The organism is Burkholderia sp. Ed8, assembly GCF_040761425.1.
In the GTDB taxonomy this organism is placed as follows: Bacteria; Pseudomonadota; Gammaproteobacteria; order Burkholderiales; family Burkholderiaceae; genus Burkholderia; species Burkholderia seminalis.
Genome location: NZ_CP142885.1, coordinates 1,582,232 through 1,604,151, shown reverse-complemented (window position 1 = coordinate 1,604,151; position 21,920 = coordinate 1,582,232). Strand labels below are relative to the sequence as shown.

Sequence of the window (21,920 nt, the reverse complement as noted above, 5' to 3'; positions counted from 1 at the left end):
GGCATCGTGGCGGCGCGCATCACCGCAGCATGAACGACATGGCCGACAGGCTGTTCAGCGTGCGCACCACGTGCTCGACCGACGGCCCGTCGAAGCGCAGCGTCACCGCATCGACGCGCTCGAGCGACGGCAGCACGCCGAACAGGTCGGCCTGCGCGGCCGTCTGCACGCGCAGCGTGCAAGCAGCCGGCGCGGGCCGATGGGCACCCGCGTGCCACCCCGCCGACAGCGCGTGCGCGACCGTCTCGCGCGCGGCGGCCGCGATCCGCGCACACGACGCGGAGGGCGTGAGCGTATCACCGCTCGATGCGCCGCCGGCCGTCTTGACCGTCTCGAAACGGGCATCCGGAAACAGCGGCTGCGTTTCCCCGGCGAACACGTCGTCGCCCGTGGCGAGCGCGACGCGCGCGCCATATTCGTGCGCCAGCGCGCCGTACAGCCCGGCTTCGCCGAGCTCGACGCCGTTCAGCCACACCTGCGTGAACGCGAAGCTGTTGATCGTGTGCGCAAGCACGCCGCGCGTCTGCGACTTCGCGTGATAGCCGATCATGAACACGAGGTCGGGCTGCTGTTCCAGGCCCGCCATCATCCCGAGCATGCGCGGCTTGCCGAGCACGACGCGGGCGCGCGCATCGAGCCCGTCGGGCAGCAGGTTGCGATAGCCGCCGTGCGAATCGTTGACCCACACGGCCTGCGCGCCGCCCGCGAACGCGCCTTCGATCGCCGCGTTCGCCTCGGCGGTCATCCAGCGGCGCGCGCGTTCGTACTCCGGATTACCCGCGCGCGTCTGCTCGATGGCGAATACGCCGGCGACGCCCTCGATGTCGGTCGAGATCAGAATTTTCATGACTGGGTCGGATGCCCTTCGTTATTTTCGTTGAACAAGCGGTCGAGATCGGGCACTGCGTCACGCAGCGATTGCCGCACGTGCCCGTCGCGCCCGGCGACCGTCACGGCCTGCAGCAACGCGTCGGCGATCGCGTGCTCGACGCTTTCGGCCGCGGCCATGAACAGCGGATCGAGCGCCGCATCGGCCACGAGAGCCGGCAACGCGATCGTCGTTGCGTCGTGCGCGATCGTGCAGGCCGTCGAGAATGCAAGCGCGATATCGCCGCTGCCGTGGCCGTAGACGGAACCGGTACGCGCCAGCCCCGCGCCTGCGCGGCGCGCGAGGCGCGACAACTGCCGCGCGTCGAGCGGCGCATCGGTGGCCAGCAACAGGATGATCGAGCCCTGCTCGGGCGGCGCCGCATGCGCGGCATCGGCCGCACGCCGTTGCGCGACGACGCGCCCGAGCGGCACGCCGCCGAGCGTCAGCATCGGCAGTCGGCCGAAATTCGCGAGCACGAGCGCACCGACCGTGTAGGGCCGGCCAGCCGCGAACACCACGCGTGATGCGGAGCCGATCCCGCCCTTCAGGTCGAAACACGACATCCCGCGCCCCGCCCCCACCGCACCGCGTGCGACGTCGCGGGAGGCCGTGCGGCACGCGTCGTCGTAATGCGCGGCCGTGACCGCGAATGCCTGGATATCGTTCAGGTAACCGTCGTTGCACTCGAACACGAGCGGATTGACGGTCGACCAGTCGCGGCCGATCCGCGGATTCGCGGCGATCGCCGCACGGATCTGCGCCTGGGCCACCGCGCCGACGCCGAACGTATTGGTCAGCGCGATCGGCGTTTCTAGCGTGCCGAGTTCGTCGACCTGCACGAGCCCGACGCTCTTGCCGAAGCCGTTGATCACGGCGGCCCCCGCCGGCACCTTGCTGCGGTACACGTCGCCCGGATGCGGCTTCACGACGGTCACGCCCGTCTGCACGTCCCCGGCATCGAGCGTGCAATGGCCGACCGTCACGCCCGGCACGTCGGCGATCGTGCCGCGCGGCCCGGCCGGCAACGTGGCACTCCACATCGGCGCCACCCGCATCAGCGGCGCTCCAGCTTCGGATCGAGCGCGTCGCGCAGCCCGTCGCCGAGCAGGTTGAACGCAAGGACGGTCAGGAAGATCGCGAGACTCGGAAAAATGGCGATGTGCGGCGCCGTCACCATGTCCGCGCGCGCCTCGTTGAGCATCGCGCCCCACTCCGGCGTCGGCGGCTGCGCGCCGAGCCCGAGGAACGACAGGCTCGCGGCCGTGATGATCGACGTGCCGATCCGCATCGTGAAGTAGACGACGACCGACGACACGGTGCCCGGCAGGATGTGCCGCACGATGATCGTCCAGTCCGACGCGCCGATGCTGCGCGCGGCCTCGACGTAGGTCATGTGCTTGAGCATCAGCGTGTTGCCGCGCACGAGCCGCGCGAACGCCGGGATGCTGAAGATCGCGACCGCGCAGATCACGTTGACCATCCCGTTGCCGAGGATCGCCACCACGCCGATCGCGAGCAGGATGCCCGGGAACGCGAACAGCACGTCGGCGATACGCATCGTGATGCGGTCCCACCAGCCTTCGTAGTAGCCGGCGAGCAGCCCGAAGAACGTGCCGATCACCGCGCCGAGCGCAACGGAGAAGAAGCCGGCCGCGAGCGAGATGCGGGTACCCGTGACGATCCGGCTGAAGATGTCGCGGCCGAGCGAATCGACGCCGAACCAGTGCACGGCCGACGGCCCCGCGTTCAGCGCGTCGTAGTCGAAATAGTTCTCCGGGTCGAACGGCACGATGTGCGGGCCGACGAACGCCAGCACGACGAGCGCGAGCACGAAGCCGCCCGCGACGAGCGCGACGGTCTGCTTGCGGAACTTGCGCCAGAATTCGCGCCACGGCGTGCGGATCGCGCTCGATGCGGCCGGCGCCGCGGTCTGGACAGTCGCGTTCATGCGCGCCTCACTTGAACCGGATGGTCGGGTTGATGACCGCGTACAGCACGTCGACGGTCAGGTTGATCAGGATGAATTCGAGCGAGAACAGCAGCACGATCGCCTGGATCACCGGGTAGTCGCGCATCGTCACCGCATCGACGAGCAGGCGGCCGAGGCCCGGCCAGTTGAACACGACCTCGACGACGATCGAGCCGCCGAGCAGGAAGCCGAACTGCAGCCCCATCATCGTGACGACCGGGATCATCGCGTTGCGCAGGCAGTGCTTGAGCACGACCATCGGCTCGTGCACACCCTTCGCTCGCGCGGTGCGCACGAAGTCCTCGTTCAGCACCTCGACGAACGACGCGCGCGTGAAGCGCGCCATCACGGCCGCGACCGCCGCGCCGAGCGTCAGCGACGGCAGCACGTAGCTCTTCCACGAGCCGTCCGGCACGACCGGCAGCCAGCCGAGCTTCACCGAGAAGACTTCCATCAGCAGCATGCCGAGCGCGAACGCCGGAAACGAAATACCCGACACCGCGATCGTCATGCCGAGACGGTCGGGCCAGCGATTGCGCCAGACCGCCGACGCAATCCCGATCGCCATGCCGAACAGCGTCGACCACACCATGCTGACGAGCGTCAGCATCAGCGTCGGCATGAAACGTTCGCCGATCTCGGTCGAGACCGGCCGCTTGCTGCGCGTCGACGTGCCGAAATCGCCGTGCGCGATTTTCGCGAAGAAATTCACGAATTGCGCGGGCAGCGGCCGGTCGAGCCCGAGATCGGCACGCACGAGCGCGACCGTCGCGTCGTCGGCTTCGGGGCCAGCCGCGAGCCGCGCCGGGTCGCCCGGCAGCAGGTGCACGAACAGGAACACCAGCACCGCGACGATCGCGAGCGTGGGCAGCAGGCCGAACAGGCGTTTGACGAGGAAATTCAGCATGGGGCACCGATCGAATCAGCGCACCGGCGGCTTGCGCCGCCGGCACCGCGTGGCGGGCAAGCCGCCGTCATTTCACCGAGATTTCGTCGAAGTTGAACGAACCGTCCGGCATCACGTACATGCCGTGCAATCGCTTGTTGCGCGCATAGACGATCTTCTCCTGCACCAGGAAAATCCACGGCGCGTCGGTCCACACCTGCTTCTGCGCGTCGGCGTAAAGCGCGGCCTTCTTCGCACGGTCGGTCGTCTCCAGCGCCTTCGCGAGATCGTCGTCGACGGCACTGCTCTTGTAGTACGCGGTGTTGTAGAGCTTCGGCGGCGCCGATGCCGACGCGAGCAGCGGCGTCAGTGCCCAGTTCGCTTCGCCCGTCGATGCCGACCAGCCGCTGTAGTACATCCGCACCGGCGCGGCTGCCGGATCCTGCGCGCTCTCGACCTTCGCGACCCGCTCGCCGGCCTCGAGTGCCTGCACGCGCACCTTCACGCCGACCTGCGCAAGCTGCTGCTGGACGAACTGGATCAGCTTCTGCGCCGTCGAATGGTTGTACGCGGACCAGAGCGTCGATTCGAATCCGTCCGGATAACCGGCTTCCTTCAGCAACGCACGCGCCTTCGCCGGGTCGTACGGCCAGGGCCCGAGCTTCGTCCCATATTCGACGCCCATCGGCACCACGCCGGTCTGAGGCGTCGCGTAGCCGGCGAACACGACCTTCGCGAGCGCTTCCTTGTTGACCGCGTAGTTCAGCGCTTCACGCACCTTCGGGTTGTCGAACGGCTTCTGCTGCGTGTTCAGCGAGATGTAGCGCTGGATAATCGACGGCGACTCGATCAGCTCGATCTTCGGGTTGCTCTTGAGGTCGCTCGCCTGCTCGAACGGAATCGTGAACGCGAAATCCGCCTCGCCCGTCTTGATCAGTGCGGCGCGCGTGTTGTTGTCGACCACCGGTTTCCAGTCGATGGTGTCGACCTTCGGATAACCCTTCTTCCAGTAGCCGGCGAATTTCTTCACCTTCATGTCGTCGGTCTGCTTCCATTCGACGAATTCGAACGGCCCGGTGCCGACCGGATGCAGCGACACGTCGCGCCCCCACTTCTTCAGCGCGGCCGGCGAGATCATCACCGCCGACGGGTGCGCGAGCGTATTGATGAACGCCGAGAACGGCTCGCGCAACGTGAACCGCACCGTGGTCGGATCGACCACTTCGGTCTTTTCGATCACGCGGAACAGGCCGTAACGCTTCAGCTTGTTCGCCGGGTCGGTCACGCGATCGAAGTTCGCCTTCACCGCGGCCGCGTTGAAGTCGGTGCCGTCGTGGAATTTCACGCCCTCGCGCAGCTTGACCGTGTACACCTTCGCGTCCGGCGACGCCGTGTAGCTGGTCGCCAGGACGTTGACGAGCTTCATGTTTCGGTCGAAACCGAACAGCCCCTCGTAGAACGACTTGACGACGGCCTGCGACACGGTATCGTTCGCGTCGTACGGGTCCATCGTCGTGAACGTCGAGTACACGGCGACCACGACATTCTGCTGCGCGAACGCGGGCACCGCGACCGACAGCGCGAGCGCGCCGGCCCCCGCCGCGAACAGCGCGCGCGGACGGAACATCGGGAACGAATACGGCTTGTTCATCTTGCTGGGCTCCTGTGGATGATTCGGTAACGCGTGGTGGAAATCGCGGCGTGACTGCACCCGCTCGGGATAAAGACGCCGTTGTCTCGCTCGTGCGCAGCTGCGGTCCATATGCAACCTGCCGCGCGCTCAATACGCGCCGCCGACGCGATGCGTCGCGACGTAATGATCGGGGCCGACCGCGACGAGCGGCGCGACGACCGGGTCGTCGCCGATCGCGCGGATCGGGCTCGGGATTTCGTCCGCCGCGAGCTGGCGCGGCGCATGCCGGCGCGCGGGGTCGGCCACCGGCACCGCGCTCATCAGCTTCTTCGTGTACGGATGCTGCGGCGCCTCGAACACCGCGCGGCGCGGGCCGATCTCGACGATCTGGCCGAGATACATCACCGCGACGCGATGGCTGATGCGCTCGACCACCGCCATGTCGTGCGAGATGAACAGGTACGCGACGCCGAGCTCGCGCTGCAGGTCGAGCATCAGGTTGACGATCTGCGCCTGCACCGACACGTCGAGCGCCGACACCGACTCGTCGGCGATCACGACCTTCGGGTTCAGCGCGAGCGCACGCGCGATCGCGATCCGCTGGCGCTGGCCGCCCGAGAATTCGTGCGGATAGCGGCGCGCGGCCTCGGGCGGCAGGCCGACCTTGTCGAGCAGCCAGTCGACGCGCGCCTGCGCCTCGCTGCCGCTCGCGACGCCGTGCACGAGCAACGGCTCCATGATCGAGAAGCCGACCGTCAGGCGCGGGTTCAGCGACGCGAACGGATCCTGGAAGATGAACTGGATGTTCCGGCGCAGCGCCTGCAGGTCCGCGCCCTTCATCGCGCTGATGTCGCGGCCGTCGAATTCGATCGAACCGCTCTGCGATTCGACGAGGCGCAGCAGCGAACGGCCGGTGGTCGACTTGCCGCAGCCCGATTCGCCGACGAGCGCAAGCGTCTCGCCCGCGCGCAGCTCGAAACTCACGCGCTCGACCGCATGCACGTACTGCGACACGCGGCCGAACACGCCACTTCTCACCGGAAAGCGCGTGACGAGATCGCGCACGCGCAGGATCGGCGGCGCGGCGCGATCGACGGGCGGCTGTGCATCGTCGTTCGCGGCGGGCGCCGTGGCCGGCGCCGGTGCCGTCGTGCTCGCGTCCACCTTCAGCAACGGGAATTTCTCGGGCGCGTCGGTGCCCTGCATCGAGCCGAGCCGCGGCACGGCCGCGAGCAGCGCCCGCGTGTAGCGATGCGCCGGCGCCGCGAAGATGCGGTCCGACTCGCCCTCCTCGACCTTCTCGCCGCGATACATCACGAGCACGCGATCGGCCACTTCGGCGACCACGCCCATGTCGTGCGTGATGAAGATCACGCCCATGTTCATTTCGTCCTGCAGCCCGCGCACCAGTTGCAGGATCTGCGCCTGGATCGTCACGTCGAGCGCGGTCGTCGGTTCGTCGGCGATCAGCAGCGCGGGCCGGCACGACAGCGCCATCGCAATCATCACGCGCTGCCGCATCCCGCCCGACAGCTGGTGGGGATAACGCGCGAACACGCGGCGCGCTTCCGGAATGCGCACGAGATCGAGCAGCCTCAGCGCTTCCGCGCGCGCCTCGGCCGCGCTCTTCGACTGGTGCAGCGCGATCGCCTCGCTGATCTGGTCGCCGACCGTGAACACCGGGTTCAGCGACGTCATCGGCTCCTGGAAGATCATCGCGATGTCCGCGCCGCGAATGCCGCGCATCGTCGCGGCGCTCGCCTGCGCCAGATCGACGAGCGCGCCGCCGCGGCGCCGGAACGCGATCCGGCCGCCCGTGATCGCGCCGCCGCCGTGCTCGACGAGCCGCATTAGCGCGAGCGACGTGACCGATTTGCCGGAGCCCGATTCGCCGACGATCGCGAGCGTCTCGCCGCGGTCGACGTGAAACGACACGTTGCGCACCGCGTCGAACGTCGCGCCTTCGCGGCGGAACGTGACCGACAGGTCGTCGACGGCCACCACGCGCTGTTCGGGCAGCACGAGGCCGGATGGGGTTCGGCTCGAAGTCATGCGGGGTTCTCCTCGTGCGATCCGGAATCAGGCCGCATCGTCGCGGTAGATGCCGACGACCGGCGCCTCCCCGACGCGCGCGTAACCGCGGTACATCCCTTCGGTGTTGAACGGCATCGCGACGTTGCCCTGAGCATCGACCGCGATGATCCCGCCGCGGCCAGCCAGGCGCGGCAGCTTGTTCATCACGACGTCGTGTGCCGCGTCGGCGAGCGACGCGCCGCGATACGCCATCTGCGCGGCGACGTCGTGCGCGGTCGCGAGCCGGATGAACATTTCGCCGGTACCCGTCGACGATACCGCGCAAGTCGCGTCGTCGGCATAACAGCCCGCGCCGATGATCGGCGAATCGCCCACCCGCCCCGGCTGCTTGTTCGTGATGCCGCCCGTCGACGTCGCCGCCGCGATGTGGCCGTGCAGGTCGCACGCGACCGCGCCGACCGTGCCGTGCTTGCGGTCCGGATCGAGCGGCTCGGCCGGCTGCGACTTGCCGAACGCGAACGTCGCCGCATCGTGGTCGAGCATCGCACCGGCCGTCGCACGCGCCTTGAGCCACTGCGCATGCCGCGCTTCGGTGTCGAAGTAGCCGGGTTCCGCAAGCTCGAGCCCCTGCGCGGCCGCGAACGCATCGGCGCCCGCGCCGGCGAACAGCACGTGCTCGCTCGCCTCCATCACGCGTCGTGCGGCCAGCACCGGATTGCGCACGCGCGTCGCGCAGCAGATCGCGCCGGCGCCGAGCGTCGCGCCGTCCATGACCGCCGCGTCGAGTTCGTGCTTGCCTTCGGCCGTGTAGACGGCGCCGCGCCCGGCGTTGAACAGCGGGCAGTCCTCGAGCATGCGCACGGCGACGGTGACGGCGTCGAGCGCGCTGCCGCCGTCGGCCAGCACCTGCTGCGCGGCCTGCAGGATCGCGGTCAGTTCGCCACGGTATCGGCGTTCGGTGTCGGTATCCATCGCTTCGCGCAGGATCGTGCCTGCGCCGCCGTGAATCGCGACGATCGCGGGTGAAGTCATGATTTTTTCGGACCGGGGGAAGAAGGGTTGACGGCCGGCAACGCCGCCTGCGGCTGCACGAGCCAAGGCAGCAGGAATTCGGTCATTTCGGCGGCGGATTTCGCGGACCGGTGCGTACGCAGCGCGACCGCGTCGATCAACGCCTCGATCATCGTGAGCACGGCGGCTTCCGACGTGGCGGCGAAACGCCGTTCGGCCTTGACGTACAGGTTCAACGACGCGATCGGCGCCAGCGGCGATTGCGGACCGTCCGAGATGCCGAGCACGCGCGCGCCGCGCGCCGCCGCACGACGGGCCAGCTCGACCGTGTCCTTCACGTAGCGCGGAAACGCGAGCGCGATCACGAGGTCGCGCGAATCGGCCGTGTACAGGCGCCGTGCCGCGTGCGAAGGGCCGCCGAGCAGCGCGAGCGACTGCACGCTGTCATGGCACACGGACAGCCCGTGCTCCATCAGCCCGGCCAGGAACGCGCTCGACCCGGCGCCGAGGATCAGCACGCGCCGCGCGCCGACGATCGCCTCGACCGCGGCCTCGACGTCGGCCGCATCGAGTTGCGCGCGCGTGCTCCCGATGTTCGCGACGGCCTGGTCGAATACCGCGTCGATCCATACCGCGCCGCGTACGCCGGGCTCCTGCTCCTGCGCGGAACGCAGCCGCTCGACCGGCCCGAGCGTCGCCTCGAAGCCGCGCACGAGCGCCGCGCGCATCGCCGGATAGCCGTCGAAACCGAGCGCCTTCGCGAAGCGGTTCGCGGTCGCGATCGACGCATTCACGGCCTGCGCGAGCTCGTCGATCCGCATCGTCGCCGCGCGAAACGGGTTCGCGAGCACGAACTCGCCCATGCGCCGGTGAATCGGCGTCATCAACGGCATCGCCGACGCGATCCGCTCGGCGATCGCGGGTTCGTCGTGAATGGCATCGGGCGGAACGAGAGGCGTCATGCGAAGGGTCGTTGCAAGGATGATGAAAATCAATTTACACAATCCAGATTCCGGAAAGAAATAAATTTTCATCAGGGTTGTCACGCCCCATCCGACGGGCGCCGCGCGTCCAGCCGTCGCACAGCCCCGCCACGCGGGCATTCGGCACGCGCCGCGGCCGTCTTCGTGCGCCGCTGCCGTCCGCTTATCGGGAAAACCCCGATCATGTTCGTTCGAATGCAAATTCACGTTGACCGGATTCGAATTCGAACATAGGATGCTCGAAAATGATCAGTCGTCAGATAACAAAGACGTCAGACGGTCACGAAATGTTCGCTCGAACCGCTTGATTTCGATATAAACCGATGGAAACCGGTGTCCAAGATGATCAGACATCGTACAAATAAGGTGAAAGAGCCGTCCTGATCGGACGGCTCGCATGGTTCAAGGCAGGTGTCGCATGCCCGCCCTGCCCAACAGGAGACAGCAGTGAAAACAGTCAAGGCATTGCGCTGGTGGATCATCGTGCTCGTGTGTCTCGGCACGATCCTCAACTACCTCGCACGGAATTCCCTCGCGGTGCTCGCGCCCGAGCTGAAGCAGGTGTTTGCGATCTCGACGCAACAGTATTCGTACATCGTCGGGGCCTTCCAGATCGGCTACACGATCATGCAGCCGGTATGCGGATTCATCGTCGACCTGATCGGGCTGCGGCTCGGCTTCGCGCTGTTCGCGATGCTGTGGTCGGTGGTCGGCGTCGCGCATGGTTTCGCGTCGGGCTGGTTGTCGCTCGGCATCCTGCGCGGTTTCCTGGGGCTGTTCGAAGCCGCCGCGATTCCGTCGGGGATGAAGGCTGTCGCCGAATGGTTTCCCGATCGCGAGAAGTCCGTCGCGGTCGGCTACTTCAATGCAGGCACGTCGCTCGGCGCCGCGATCGCCCCGCCGCTCGTCGTGTTCCTGTCGATGCGGTTCGGCTGGCAGGCCGCGTTCATGGCCACCGGCGCGCTCGGGTTCGTATGGGCCGCGCTCTGGTACACGCAGTACCGGTCGCCCGCCGAGCATCCGCGCATCTCGCCGCAGGAACGCACGCTGATCCGCGACGGCCAGGCGACGATGCCGCCCGTGTCGAAGCGCCGTATCCGCGACGTCGTCACCGCGCGGCGCTTCTGGGCCATCGCGCTGCCGCGCTTCTTCGCCGAACCCGCCTGGCAGACCTTCAGCTTCTGGATTCCGCTGTACCTCGCGACCGAGCGCCACATGCCGCTCACGCAGATCGCGATCTTCGCGTGGATGCCGTTCCTCGCGGCCGACGCCGGCGGCATCGCGGGCGGCTACCTGTCGCCGTATCTCGCGAAGCGCTTCAAGCTGCCGCTCGTGTGGTCGCGCGTCGCCGGCGTCGCGCTCGGCGCGGTGCTGATGCTCGGGCCCGCGATGATCGGCCTCGTGTCGTCGCCGTACACGGCCATCGCGCTGTTCTGCGTCGGCGGTTTCGCGCACCAGATGATCTCCGCGCTCGTCAACACGCTGTCGGCCGACGTGTTCGATTCCGAGGAAGTCGGCACCGCGAGCGGCTTCGCGGGAATGGCCGCGTGGATCGGCGGGCTCGGTTTCTCGCTGCTGGTCGGCGCGCTCGCCGACAAGATCGGCTACGCGCCGCTGTTCGCGTGCCTCGGCCTGTTCGACATCATCGGCGTGACGCTGCTCGCGGTGCTGATCCGCGGGCAGTCGAAGCAGGAACGCCTGCTCGCGCAGCACGCCTGACATTCGCTCTCACCAGGAATCGTATCCATGACTTCGCTTCTTCATCCGCCCGTGTTCCGCGTCGCCGCCACGCACGCGAACCGCGTGCTGCTCGCGTCCGAAACGGGCGCCACCGTCGAGATCTTCGTGCTCGAGGACGACATCGTGCGGGTGCGCGTGCTGCCCGACGCGACCGCGCGCAACCCGCGCACGTGGACGATCGCGCCGGGCCTCGACGACGTGCCGCTCGACGGGCGCGACCGCCTCGACCTCGACGGCTTCACGCTGCCCGCCTTTTCCCTCGCCGAGGACGACGACGTCCTGTTGGTCGAAACCGCGCAGATCCGGCTCGCGGTACGCCGGCAAGGCGGCCATTGCACGTGGTCGATGCGCGGGGCGGACGGCGCCTGGCGCGTCGCGCTCGCCGACCGTGCGACGCAGGCGTACAACTTCGGCTGGTGGGACGATCGCGCGTATCACTACGTCGCGCGCGAACGCGGCGACAAGGTCTTCGGCCTCGGCGAACGCGCGGGCGAACTCGACCGCACGGGCGCGCGCTTCGAGATGCGCAACATCGACGCGATGGGCTACAGCGCGAAGCATACGGACCCGCTGTACAAGCACATCCCGTTCTACATCACGTGGTCGCCCGACGCGTGCCAGGGCTTCGGGCTGTTCTACGACACGCTGTCGGACTGCACGTTCGACATGGGCCGCGAACTCGACAACTATCACGGCCCGTACCGCTATTTCGTCGCCGAGCACGGCGATCTCGACTACTACTTCATCGCCTCGCCCGACACGCCGCTCGCGGCCGCGCGGCGCTTCACGTGGCTCACCGGGCGCCCCGCGCGCACGCCGAAATGGGGGCTCGGCTATTCGGGCTCGACGATGAGCTACACCGACGCGCCGGACGCGCAGCAGCAGATGAACCAGTTCGTCGAGCAGTGCGACACGCACGACATCCTGTGCGATTCGTTCCACCTGTCGTCGGGCTACACGTCGATCGGCGCGAAGCGCTACGTGTTCAACTGGAATCGCGACAAGTTTCCCGACGCGAAGGGTTTCGTGCAGCATTACCGCGACCACGGCATCCGCCTGTGCGCGAACATCAAGCCGTGCCTGCTGCGCGACCATCCCGCGTTCGACGATGCCGCGAAGCGCGGGCTGCTGATCCGCTCGGCGTCCGGCGAGCCCGCATGGGTGCAGTTCTGGGACGAGGTCGGCGCCTATATCGACTTCACGCAGCCGGATGCGTACCGCTGGTGGCGCGAGCAGGTCACCTCGGCGCTGCTCGACTATGGAATCGAATCGACCTGGAACGACAACAACGAATACGAGATCTGGTCGCCCGACGCGATCGCGCACGGCTTCGGCCAGCCGTTCCCGGCGCGCGAGGCGAAGGTGCTGCAGACGATGCTGATGATGCGCGCGTCGCGCGACGCGCAGCGTGCGCATGCGCCGGCGCGGCGGCCGTTCCTCGTGTCGCGCGCCGGCGGCGCAGGCATGCAGCGCTACGTGCAGACCTGGTCCGGCGACAACTACACGTCGTGGGAAACGCTGCGCTACAACCTGAAGATGGGTCTCGGGCTCGCGCTGTCGGGCGTGTCGAACGTCGGCCACGACATCGGCGGCTTCTCCGGCCCCGCGCCGTCGCCCGAGCTGCTGCTGCGCTGGGTGCAGTTCGGCATCTTCATGCCGCGCTTCAGCATCCATTCGTGGAACGACGACGGCACCGTCAACGAGCCGTGGATGTATCCGGAGATCACCGCGCAGATCGCGTCGCTGATCAAGCAGCGCTACCGGCTGCTGCCCTACCTCTACCACCTGCTGTGGCTGTCGACGACGCGCTACGAGCCCGTGCTGCGACCGACCCTCGCCGATTTCCCCGGCGATGCGCGCTGCTACGACGCCTGCGACGACATGATGCTCGGCGACGCGCTGCTCGTCGCGCCGGTCGTCGATCCCGGCCAGACGGCGCGCACGGTTTACCTGCCGTCCGGCGCGCGCTGGATGTGCTGCGCGAGCGCGCAGGCGTTCGACGGCGGCGCAAGCGTGACGCTGCCCGCCCCGCTCGACACGCCCGTGATGCTGCTGCGCGAAGGCCGCGTGCTGCCGCTGAACGTCGCGGCCCAGCACTTCGGCGCGCGCGGCGACACGCGCGGCTTCCTCGTCGCGCCACGCATCGAGGACGGTGTCGCGTCCGGCGAATGCGTCGAGGACGACGGCGAAACGGAAGCCTGGCGCGACGGCGAATACGGACTGTGGCGGATCGAAACCGGCCGCGAGGCATCCGGCGCGCTCGGCGTGTCGGTGCGCTGGGACGGCCGCCCGGCCCGCCCGGCCGAGCGCGTCGAGATCCTGCTGCCGGCGTCGCTGCAAGGCCCCGTCGCCGTGCGCGGCGCGCGCGTCGAGCAGGATGCGCAGGACGGCGCATGGCGCCGCATCGTCGTCGCGTTCGACGACTGACGCAAGCCCGATCAGGCGGGCCGTTCGCGCGGCCCGCAGTCCGCCACAGAGGAGGCACCCCAGCCTCCCGCCCCGTTGGAAAGATGAAGAGACCTGGAGATCGACAATGAAAGCACCCGTCAACCGTTATGCAATCCTGATTTTATCGGCCGCCTCGCTCGGCACGACCGCCGCCCACGCGCAGAGCAGCGTGACGCTGTACGGCGTCGTCGACGATTCGATCGCGTACGTGAACAACCAGCAGGGCCATTCGAATATCTACATGCGCGACGGCAACCTGTATGCGTCGAAGTTCGGCCTGCGCGGCGACGAGGATCTCGGCGGCGGCACGCACGCGATCTTCGACCTGCAGTCCGGCTTCAACCTGAACACGGGCGCGCAGGCCGCCGCCGGCACGCTGTTCAACCGCCAGGCGTTCGTCGGCCTGCGCAACGATCACTATGGCACGCTGACGGCCGGCCGCCAGTACACGCCCTACTTCCTGTTCGTCGGCCCGTACGCATCGAGCAGCTGGCTGACCGGCGCGACGGGCGCGCATCCGGGCGACATCGACGGCCTCGACACGACGATCCGCGTGAACAACTCGGTCACCTATACGTCGCCGACTTTCTCGGGGCTGTCCGCGAGCGCGATGTACGCATTCGGCGGCATCGCCGGCGCGACCGGCAAGGGCAACACGTTCAGCGCCGCGCTGCGCTATGCGAACGGGCCGGTCGGGATCGCGGCCGGCTACCTCCGGATCAACAGCTCGGGCTCGTCGGCCGGCTTCCTGAACCCGGCCACCGCGGCGTCGGGCAGCTTCGCGGTGTCCGTGCTGAACCAGGGCTACCAGACCGCGAAGGCCGTCGAACAGGTCGCGGCGGCCGGCAACTACACGCTCGGCGACCTCACGATGGGCCTCAACTATTCGAACGTGAAATACCTGCCCGGCAACGGCTCGGCATTCACCGACACGGCCGTGTTCAATACCTACGGCGCGCTTGCCGCGTACCGCTTCACGCCGGCGTTCTCGGTGGCCGGCGCGTTCGCTTACACGCTCGCGTCGAAAGCGAACGGCGTCGCGAGCGCGGCCCGCTACCAGCAGTACTCGCTGAAGGAGTCGTACAGCCTGTCGAAACGCACGACGCTCTATGCGCTGCAGGCGTACACGCATTCGAGCGGACAGACGCTCGGCGCGCAAGGCGCCGGCCACATCGTCGACGCGGCGCCGATCGTGGGCGATTCGCAGCAGCTCACGCCGTCGACCACGCACGGCCAGTTCGTCGGCATGGCCGGCATCGCCGTCACGTTCTGAACCTGCCGGCAGCGCCTCCAGCGCGCTGCCGACGCCCCGGACGATGCGCATTCCGCATGCGCCGTCCGGGCGCCCGATGTCCGGCCGCCGCGCCGTGTTCCCCGTCCCGTCCGCCTGCCGCGCCACGGCGCAGGTTTGCCGGATCGCGCCGATACCTTACAATTCGTCAGATTAATCCCTTCTGCATGCCCCTTCTTGCAGTCCTGACACCGCGGTACACTCGACGCACGCCGTATCAGGGTCCGACGCGCGACACGCGCGCCGGGCGGCGTTGCGCCTCGTTGCGCCCACAACTGGATGCCCGCCATGCCGGATTCCCGTCCCTCGCCCCGCACGACGTTCAAGCCGCAAGTCGTCCTGCCCGCGCTCGCCGTGATCGGCGCGCTGCTCGTCGTGTGCGCGCTGCACCCGAGCGAAGCCGGCGCGTTGTTCTCCGCCGGCCAGCAGTGGGTCATCGCACGCTTCGACTGGTTCTACGTGCTCGCCGTCACCGGCTTCCTCGTGTTTCTCGTGCTGATCGCCGCCAGCGGCTTCGGCAACATCCGCCTCGGTCCCGACGATGCCGAACCCGAATTCAGCTTCGTATCGTGGACGGCCATGCTGTTCGCGGCCGGCATGGGCATCGGCCTCATGTATTTCGGCGTCGGCGAGCCGATGCAGCATTTCCTGAAACCGCCGACCGTCGATCCCGGCACGCCCGCCGCCGCGCGCGAAGCGATGCTGATGACGTTCTTCCACTGGGGCTTCCACGCGTGGGCGATCTACGGGCTGATGGGGCTCGTGCTCGCGTACTTCGGCTTTCGCTACAACTTGCCGCTGACGCTGCGCTCGGGGCTGTATCCGGTGCTGCGCGAGCGCATCGACGGCTGGATCGGTCACACCGTCGACGCATTCGCGCTGGTCGGCACGGTCGCCGGCATCGCGACGACGCTCGGCTACGGCGTGATGCAGCTGAGCGCGGGCCTGCATACGGTCGTCGGCTGGGACACCGGCAGCAACGTATTCCGCATCGGGCTCGTCGCGGTCGTCGTGATCCTCGCGGGCGTGTCGGCCGCGACCGGTCTCGACAAGGGTGTGCGGCGGCTGTCCGAACTGAACCTGCTGCTCGCGTTCCTGCTGCTCGCCTTCGTGGCCGTCGCCGGCCCGACGCTGTTCCTGTTCCGCGCGCTCGTCGACAACGTCGGCCAGTACCTGTCGAGTCTCGTCGACCTGTCGTTCCGCACTTACGCGTATGCGTCGCCGCGCGAGGAAGGCTGGTTCGGCGGCTGGACGATCCTCTACTGGGCGTGGTGGGTGTCGTGGTCGCCGTTCGTCGGGATGTTCATCGCGCGCATTTCGCGCGGCCGCACGATCCGCCAGTTCGTGATCGGCGTGCTGCTCGTGCCGACCGCGTTCAACCTCGTGTGGATGACCGTGTTCGGCAACAGCGCGATCTGGCTCGATACGCACGGCGCGGCCGGCGCGCTTGCGCAGACGGCCACCAACGTCGACGCGCTGCTGTTCCGCTTCTTCGATTTCCTGCCGTTGACGCAACTGCTGTCGATCGCCGCGATCGTGCTGATCGCCGTGTTCTTCGTCACGTCCGCCGATTCGGGCGCCTTCGTGATCGACCAGATCGCGACCCGCGGCAACGCACACTCGCCCGTGTGGCAGCGGCTGTTCTGGGCCGTGCTGCTCGGCGTGACGGCGGCGGTGCTGCTCGTCGCGGGCGGGCTCGGCGCGCTGCAGGCGATGACGCTGATCGCCGCGCTGCCGGTCGCGATCATCATGCTCGCGCTGTGCTACGGGCTGTGGCGCGGGCTCGCGGCCGATCGTGCGCACTATTCGCAGGACGTGGCGCCGGCAACGAGCTTCTGGACCGGCCAGCACTGGCGCCATCGGTTGACGCACATCCTGCGGCAGACGACCGAGGCCGAAGCGCGCCAGTTCGTCGCGGAAACGGTCGAGCCGGCGTTGCGCAAGGTGGCCGCCGAATTGCGCGCGAGCGGCGTCGATGCGCACGTGCAGCGCGACAGCGACGATGCGGTGCGGCTTACCGTGCCGACCGCCGAGCATCGCGACTTCGTGTACGGCGTGCGCGTGACGGCGAAATCCGCGGCGGCGTTTCTCGTGCGCGAGGCGGCCGAGCCCGATGCGGCACGCGAGCACGTGTACGGGATCGTCACGTTCTTCGAGGACGGCCGGCTCGGCTACGACGTCGAATACCTGCGCGGCGACGAGGTGATCGCCGACGTGCTGCGCCAGTACGAACGCTACGTGTCGCTCGCCGCCGACAAGCGCACGCATCTGCTGAGCCGCGCGCCGGGACATGCGACGGAGGCCGAATGAGCACGCACGCGGCTCGCATCGTTTCGCCGTACCGGTCGGCCACGCCCGACGGAGCGTCGCGATGAATGCGCTCCTGCAAAGCCGCTCCGCCGACCTCGTCGCGCTCGGCACGCTCGCGCTGCTGTATCTCGGCGGCGCCTGCATCGCGCTGTGGCGAATCCGCGCGGCCGCAGCACGCGGCAAGATCTACTGGATCGTCTGCATGGCACTGCTGACGGGCGGCGCCGTCGCAATGGGCGGCAACCTGTCGCCCGTGCCCGACACCGGTGAAATGCCGCCCGGTTTCGCGCTTGGCGTCGAGGCGGTCCTGCTCGGCCTCGCGCTGGTGGCCGGCGGTTGCGCGTGGCTGATGCTGCGCGCGAGGAAACCCTGACACGCACCGCGCAGCGCGGTTTCCTCAGGCGTGAACGGCGCCGCGCAAGCGGGCCATGCCGGCACCGATGCGCGTTGCTCCGTTTTATCGCCATCACGCTACGCGGACGGCGCGCGCGCCGTCACGAGCCAGCACGCCGCATCGAAGCGCACCTCGGCGCCGCGCACGTAATGCTCGAACGCGGCACGCACCGTGTCGACCACGCGGCGCCGGGTAGCTTCGTCCGCCTCCAGCAGGGCAAGGCCGACCGGACCCAGCCGGGCGATGTACTCGTCCAGCGCGGCCGCGGGCAGCACGCATACTCTGTCGACCGGCTCGATCTCCACGTCGGCCCAGCCGCTGTCCGCCAGCACCGACACGATCCGCTGCCGGTCGCCGAACGCGAACTGGCCCGGCGCGCCGGGCTGCCGTGCGGGCAAGTTCGGCAGCAGCGGCGCGGCGGCCCGCTCGGCCGTCGTCATGAACGGGTTGTCGGCCGCACCGCGCCACGCGACGACCCGCATCCGCGCGTCCGGCCGCGCCGCCTGCCGCAGGTTCGCGAACGCCCGGACCGGGTCGTCGAAGAACATCACGCCGAGGCGCGACACGATCAGGTCGACGCTCGCGGGCTCGAATGCATGCGTCTGCACGTCCGCGCGCACGAATCGCGCATGCACGCCGCTGCGTTCGGCACGCGCCCGCGCGGCGTCGATCATCCGCGCCGAGATATCGATGCCCGTGCAGTGCGCATTCGCGCCGAGCCGCCGCGCGATCGCGAGCGTGACGGCGCCGGTGCCGCAGCCGACGTCGAGCACATTGCTGCCGGATGACACGGCCTCCGCATCCGCAAGCAACGTCTCGAGCGGCGCGAACATCCGGTCGATCGTTTCCTGCACGTCGACCCACGCGCGCCCCGACGGGCCGTTCCACAGGGCGGACTGCGCTTCGTTGGGCCGGCTGGTTTCCATCGTCGACTCCCTTCTGGTTCGTGAATGATGAACCGGACTGTGCTGCTTCAAGCCGGCTTGAGGTCAAGGCCCGCCGGTATGCGCGCGCCGCCGCATCCTGCTTTTCACATTTCTTACATTCGCGCTGCGTATCGTTGACGGCTTTCCTACGGTGCCTCTCATGCGACGATTCCTCACGCGCACCCTGCTCGTGCGCTGCGCTCCCGTTGTTGCCCTCGCCGCGCTTGCCGCGTGCTCGAATCACATCGATACGCCGGACGATCCGGCCAGCGCCTCGGCCAACGTCCAGGCCGCCTGGGTCGAGATCGGCGAGGCGAACCAGGCGATCGCGCGCGTCATCACGAACTACACGCCCGCGTCGGCCAGCGAGCCCCTGTGCCCGCAACTGACCGTCGACGGCAAGCTGTCGCGCATGGCGCTGCGCGCGGGCGCCGCAACGCCGGCCCAGCGGCCGACCGCCAGCGATCCGGCCGATTCGAAGCCGTCGAGCTTCCCGGTCTCCGTCTGCGAAACGACGCTGCCGGCCGGCGCGCAGGCGGCGAGCGTCGCAGGCCGCACGCTGCCGCTGCCGAAAGCGCAGCCGCAGCGCATCGCGATCATCGCGGACACCGGCTGCCGGATGAAAAAGGCCGACAACGCATGGCAGGCGTGCAACGACGCGACGGTCTGGCCGCTGAACACGATCGCGGCCAGCGTCGCGAAGCTGTCGCCCGATCTCGTCCTGCACATCGGCGACTACCACTATCGCGAGAACGCGTGCCCGCCGGACATCGCCGGCTGCAAGGACAGCCCGTGGGGCTACGGCTGGGATACGTGGCAGGCCGACCTGTTCCGCCCGGCCGCGCCGCTGCTCGCGAAGGCGCCGTGGGTCGTCGTGCGGGGCAACCACGAGGAATGCGCGCGCGCGGGCCAGGGCTGGTTCCGCTTCCTCGATCCGCGTCCGTATGCGGCGGCCCGCTCGTGCGACGATCCGGCCAACGACAACAACGCGAACTATTCGGAACCCTACGCGGTATCGCTCGGCGGCGGCTCGCAGGTGATCGTGTTCGATACCGCGAAGGTCGGCCGCACGCCGCTCAAGACGACCGACGCGCAATTCGGCATTTACCAGAAGCAGTTCCAGACGGTCGCATCGCTCGCGTCGAAGGCCGGCATGACGACGACGATCTTCACGAACCATCATCCGATCCTCGCGTTCGCGCCGATCGCCGGCAGCACGCCCGCGCCGGGCAACCTCGCCCTGCAGTCGGTCATGTCGAGCCTCAACGCGCAGGCGTACTATCCGCCGGGCGTGCATGTCGCGCTGCACGGCCACGTGCACGACTTCCAGGCGATCAACTTCTCGTCCGGACACCCGGCGACGATCGTGTCCGGCAACGGCGGCGACAACCTCGACGTCGCGCTGCCCGATCCGTTCCCGGCCGGCCTGACGCCCGCACCGGGCGCCGTGATCGAGCGGCTGTCGCACAACAACAGCTTCGGCTTCCTGATCATGGAGCGCCGCGCGGCGCCCGCGACGGGCTGGGTGTTCCATGCGTATTCGGCGGCGGGCAAGCTGCTCGCGTCGTGCGACCAGTCCGGCACGACGCTCGCCTGCGACAAGACGGGGTTCATTGCGCCGTGAGTGAAGCCGTCCGACGTAACGGCCGCGTGGTGCGCGGCCGGCAGGCGCTGCGCACGCTTTCCGTCGCCGTGCTCGCCGGCCTGACGCTCGCGGCCCATGCCGCGCCGGCCGAAACGGTACTGCTCCCGGGTGCGCCGCCGTCGCGCGTCGTCGACACGATCGGCACCGGCACGCCGCAGGTGACCGGCAAGATCGATGCGGCCGCCGCGCGCTTCGCGCCCGACCCAATGCTCGTCGCGCTCGGCCGGCGGATCTTCGTCGACCCGCGGCTGTCCGAGCCGCGCGGCCTGTCGTGCGCGGGCTGCCACGATCCGGGCCGCGCATTCGCGCCGACGCTGTCGGCCGCGTCGCTCGCCGGGCCCGGCGTGCCGGAAGGCAGCCGGCCCGGGCGCTTCAGCCAGCGCAACGCGCCGTCCCTGCTCTACGTGCGCTACGTGCCGCGCCGCCACTTCTACCAGGACGACGATGCGCCCGCGCCGTCGCCGTTCGGCGGCCTGTTCGGTGACGGCCGCGCGGATACGCTCGCCGAGCAGATTCGCGGGCCGCTGTTCGATCCGAACGAGATGAACAACCGGTCGCCGGCCGCGCTGCTGCGCAAGGTCAACGCGACGGAACTCGCGGCCGATCTCGCCGCGCGCTTCGGCGCGCCGGTGCGGCGCGATCCCGGGCAACTGGTGCGCGCGCTGGGTTCGGCCGTCGAGGCCTATCTGCAGAGCGACGAGATGGCGCCGTTCACGTCGCGCTTCGACGCGTTCCTGCGCACGCGCACGCCGCTGGCGCCAGCCGAGATGCGCGGCCTCGCGCTGTTCCGGAATCCGGACAAGGGCAACTGCATGACCTGCCATACGCTGTCGGATACGTCGAGCCGCCCGGAACGCTCGCTGTTCACCGATTTCGGCTACGACGCAATCGCGGTGCCGCGTAACCGCGCGCTGCCGGCGAACCGCGACCCGCGTCATTTCGACAACGGGCTGTGTGACACCGCCCGTCGGCTGCGCTGGCCCGAGCCGACGCAGTGGTGCGGCTACCTGCGCACGCCGGGGCTGCGCAACGTCGCGGTCAAGCAGACGTTCATGCACAACGGCGTGTTCACGACACTGCGCGACGCGGTCGCGTTCTACAACACGCGCTCGACCGATCCCGGCTTCTGGTATCACGGCGCCAACACGTTCGACGACGTGCCGGCCGCCTATCGCGGCAACATCAACGTCAACTCGACGCCGATGAACCGCCGGCCCGGCACGCCGCCCGCGCTGACCGATGCGGAAATCGACGACATCGTCGCGTTCCTCGGCGCGCTGACCGACGCGCGCTACACGGCGGTCGCGGCCGCCCAGGCGCCCGCTGCCCGGATGACGCGTACCGCCGCGCCAGCGCGTTGACCCTGGCCGGACGGCCAATCGCACGCGCACCCGCTTGCGGTCACCGCAAACACTGGTTATATTTACAGTACTGTATTTATGAACAGTGAGGTGCGAGATGGAACATCTGGTCCGTATCGTCAACGAAGCCGATCGCCAAGTGCTGGCATGGCTTCGCGCCCAGGTCGGCGATGCCCGCGTCGAGCGCGCGGCTCGCCAGCTCGGGCATACGCGCAAGCCCTTTCCGTCCGCCGTGTGCCGGTATCTGGGCATGAGCGCGCCGGCCACGCTGCGTCAGGCCGACCGGCCGCGCGCCGCACGCGATTTCTCGGTCGGCGATCGCTACCTGTCGCTGATCCGCCAGCACCTCGCCACACATTCGGCCAGCCGATGAAATGGCGGCGGCTTGCCACTGCGGCGTCTCGGCAAGCCGGAGGGC

At 68.7% G+C, this 21,920-nt stretch carries 17 protein-coding genes; 8 read left to right on the top strand and 9 right to left on the bottom strand.

What is annotated here, in order from left to right; all coding sequences use genetic code 11:
* Nucleotides 1–19: 19 nt before the first annotated feature.
* The 8 genes from VXM69_RS07380 to VXM69_RS07345 all read right to left on the bottom strand — a co-directional run bounded on the left by VXM69_RS07380 (nt 20) and on the right by VXM69_RS07345 (nt 9,366).
* On the bottom strand, nt 20–847 hold the full coding sequence (locus tag VXM69_RS07380) for a M55 family metallopeptidase (protein ID WP_034191588.1): 828 nt from the start codon (nt 845–847) through the stop codon (nt 20–22).
* Nucleotides 844–1,926, bottom strand: a complete 1,083-nt coding sequence (locus VXM69_RS07375) for a P1 family peptidase (RefSeq protein WP_367188347.1) — start codon at nt 1,924–1,926, stop codon at nt 844–846. The genes VXM69_RS07380 and VXM69_RS07375 overlap by 4 nt, the downstream gene beginning before the upstream one ends.
* Complete coding sequence (gsiD, locus tag VXM69_RS07370; protein WP_034191590.1) at nt 1,926–2,819, bottom strand: glutathione ABC transporter permease GsiD; 894 nt, start codon at nt 2,817–2,819, stop codon at nt 1,926–1,928. Before gsiD ends, VXM69_RS07375 begins: the two co-directional genes overlap by 1 nt.
* 7 nt (nt 2,820–2,826) lie before the next feature.
* Nucleotides 2,827–3,747 carry a glutathione ABC transporter permease GsiC gene (gene gsiC / locus VXM69_RS07365; RefSeq protein WP_034191591.1) on the bottom strand — a complete coding sequence of 307 codons (921 nt, stop codon included), beginning with the start codon at nt 3,745–3,747 and terminating at the stop codon, nt 2,827–2,829.
* A gap of 67 nt (nt 3,748–3,814) precedes the next feature.
* Nucleotides 3,815–5,377 (bottom strand): glutathione ABC transporter substrate-binding protein GsiB, encoded by a 1,563-nt coding sequence (gene gsiB, locus VXM69_RS07360; RefSeq protein WP_034191592.1) that lies wholly within the window; start codon nt 5,375–5,377, stop codon nt 3,815–3,817.
* Nucleotides 5,378–5,506: 129 nt separating this feature from the next.
* Entirely contained in the window at nt 5,507–7,411 is a 1,905-nt protein-coding gene (locus VXM69_RS07355) for a dipeptide ABC transporter ATP-binding protein (RefSeq protein WP_034191593.1), read from the bottom strand.
* A 27-nt stretch (nt 7,412–7,438) separates the two neighbouring features.
* Nucleotides 7,439–8,425, bottom strand: a complete 987-nt coding sequence (locus VXM69_RS07350) for an isoaspartyl peptidase/L-asparaginase family protein (protein WP_049030774.1) — start codon at nt 8,423–8,425, stop codon at nt 7,439–7,441.
* Nucleotides 8,422–9,366: a MurR/RpiR family transcriptional regulator gene (locus VXM69_RS07345; RefSeq protein ID WP_049030772.1), complete on the bottom strand. Its 945-nt coding sequence runs from the start codon at nt 9,364–9,366 to the stop codon at nt 8,422–8,424. The genes VXM69_RS07350 and VXM69_RS07345 overlap by 4 nt, the downstream gene beginning before the upstream one ends.
* A gap of 468 nt (nt 9,367–9,834) precedes the next feature.
* Between VXM69_RS07345 and VXM69_RS07340 the strand changes: the two genes are divergently transcribed.
* From VXM69_RS07340 to VXM69_RS07320, 5 genes are all read left to right on the top strand, one after another.
* Entirely contained in the window at nt 9,835–11,106 is a 1,272-nt protein-coding gene (locus VXM69_RS07340; protein WP_034191596.1) for an MFS transporter, read from the top strand.
* A gap of 27 nt (nt 11,107–11,133) precedes the next feature.
* Nucleotides 11,134–13,554, top strand: coding sequence for a TIM-barrel domain-containing protein (locus VXM69_RS07335; RefSeq protein WP_367188346.1), 2,421 nt, complete (start codon nt 11,134–11,136; stop codon nt 13,552–13,554).
* Nucleotides 13,555–13,660: 106 nt separating this feature from the next.
* A complete protein-coding gene (locus tag VXM69_RS07330; protein ID WP_367188345.1) occupies nt 13,661–14,848 on the top strand; it encodes a porin in 1,188 nt (395 codons plus the stop codon).
* Nucleotides 14,849–15,154: 306 nt separating this feature from the next.
* Nucleotides 15,155–17,176 carry a BCCT family transporter gene (locus VXM69_RS07325; RefSeq protein WP_367188344.1) on the top strand — a complete coding sequence of 674 codons (2,022 nt, stop codon included), beginning with the start codon at nt 15,155–15,157 and terminating at the stop codon, nt 17,174–17,176.
* A gap of 61 nt (nt 17,177–17,237) precedes the next feature.
* On the top strand, nt 17,238–17,549 hold the full coding sequence (locus VXM69_RS07320; RefSeq protein ID WP_034191600.1) for a hypothetical protein: 312 nt from the start codon (nt 17,238–17,240) through the stop codon (nt 17,547–17,549).
* A 98-nt stretch (nt 17,550–17,647) separates the two neighbouring features.
* Here the strand turns inward: VXM69_RS07320 and VXM69_RS07315 are convergent, their stop codons facing one another.
* On the bottom strand, nt 17,648–18,496 hold the full coding sequence (locus VXM69_RS07315; RefSeq protein ID WP_367188343.1) for a class I SAM-dependent methyltransferase: 849 nt from the start codon (nt 18,494–18,496) through the stop codon (nt 17,648–17,650).
* A gap of 160 nt (nt 18,497–18,656) precedes the next feature.
* Here VXM69_RS07315 and VXM69_RS07310 point away from each other — a divergent pair, with 160 nt between their 5' ends.
* The 3 genes from VXM69_RS07310 to VXM69_RS07300 all read left to right on the top strand — a co-directional run bounded on the left by VXM69_RS07310 (nt 18,657) and on the right by VXM69_RS07300 (nt 21,875).
* Nucleotides 18,657–20,120: a metallophosphoesterase gene (locus tag VXM69_RS07310; protein ID WP_034191602.1), complete on the top strand. Its 1,464-nt coding sequence runs from the start codon at nt 18,657–18,659 to the stop codon at nt 20,118–20,120.
* Between the two features lie 68 nt (nt 20,121–20,188).
* Nucleotides 20,189–21,502, top strand: a complete 1,314-nt coding sequence (locus VXM69_RS07305) for a cytochrome-c peroxidase (protein WP_367189230.1) — start codon at nt 20,189–20,191, stop codon at nt 21,500–21,502.
* Nucleotides 21,503–21,599: 97 nt separating this feature from the next.
* A complete protein-coding gene (locus tag VXM69_RS07300; protein WP_034191604.1) occupies nt 21,600–21,875 on the top strand; it encodes a hypothetical protein in 276 nt (91 codons plus the stop codon).
* Nucleotides 21,876–21,920: the final 45 nt, after the last annotated feature.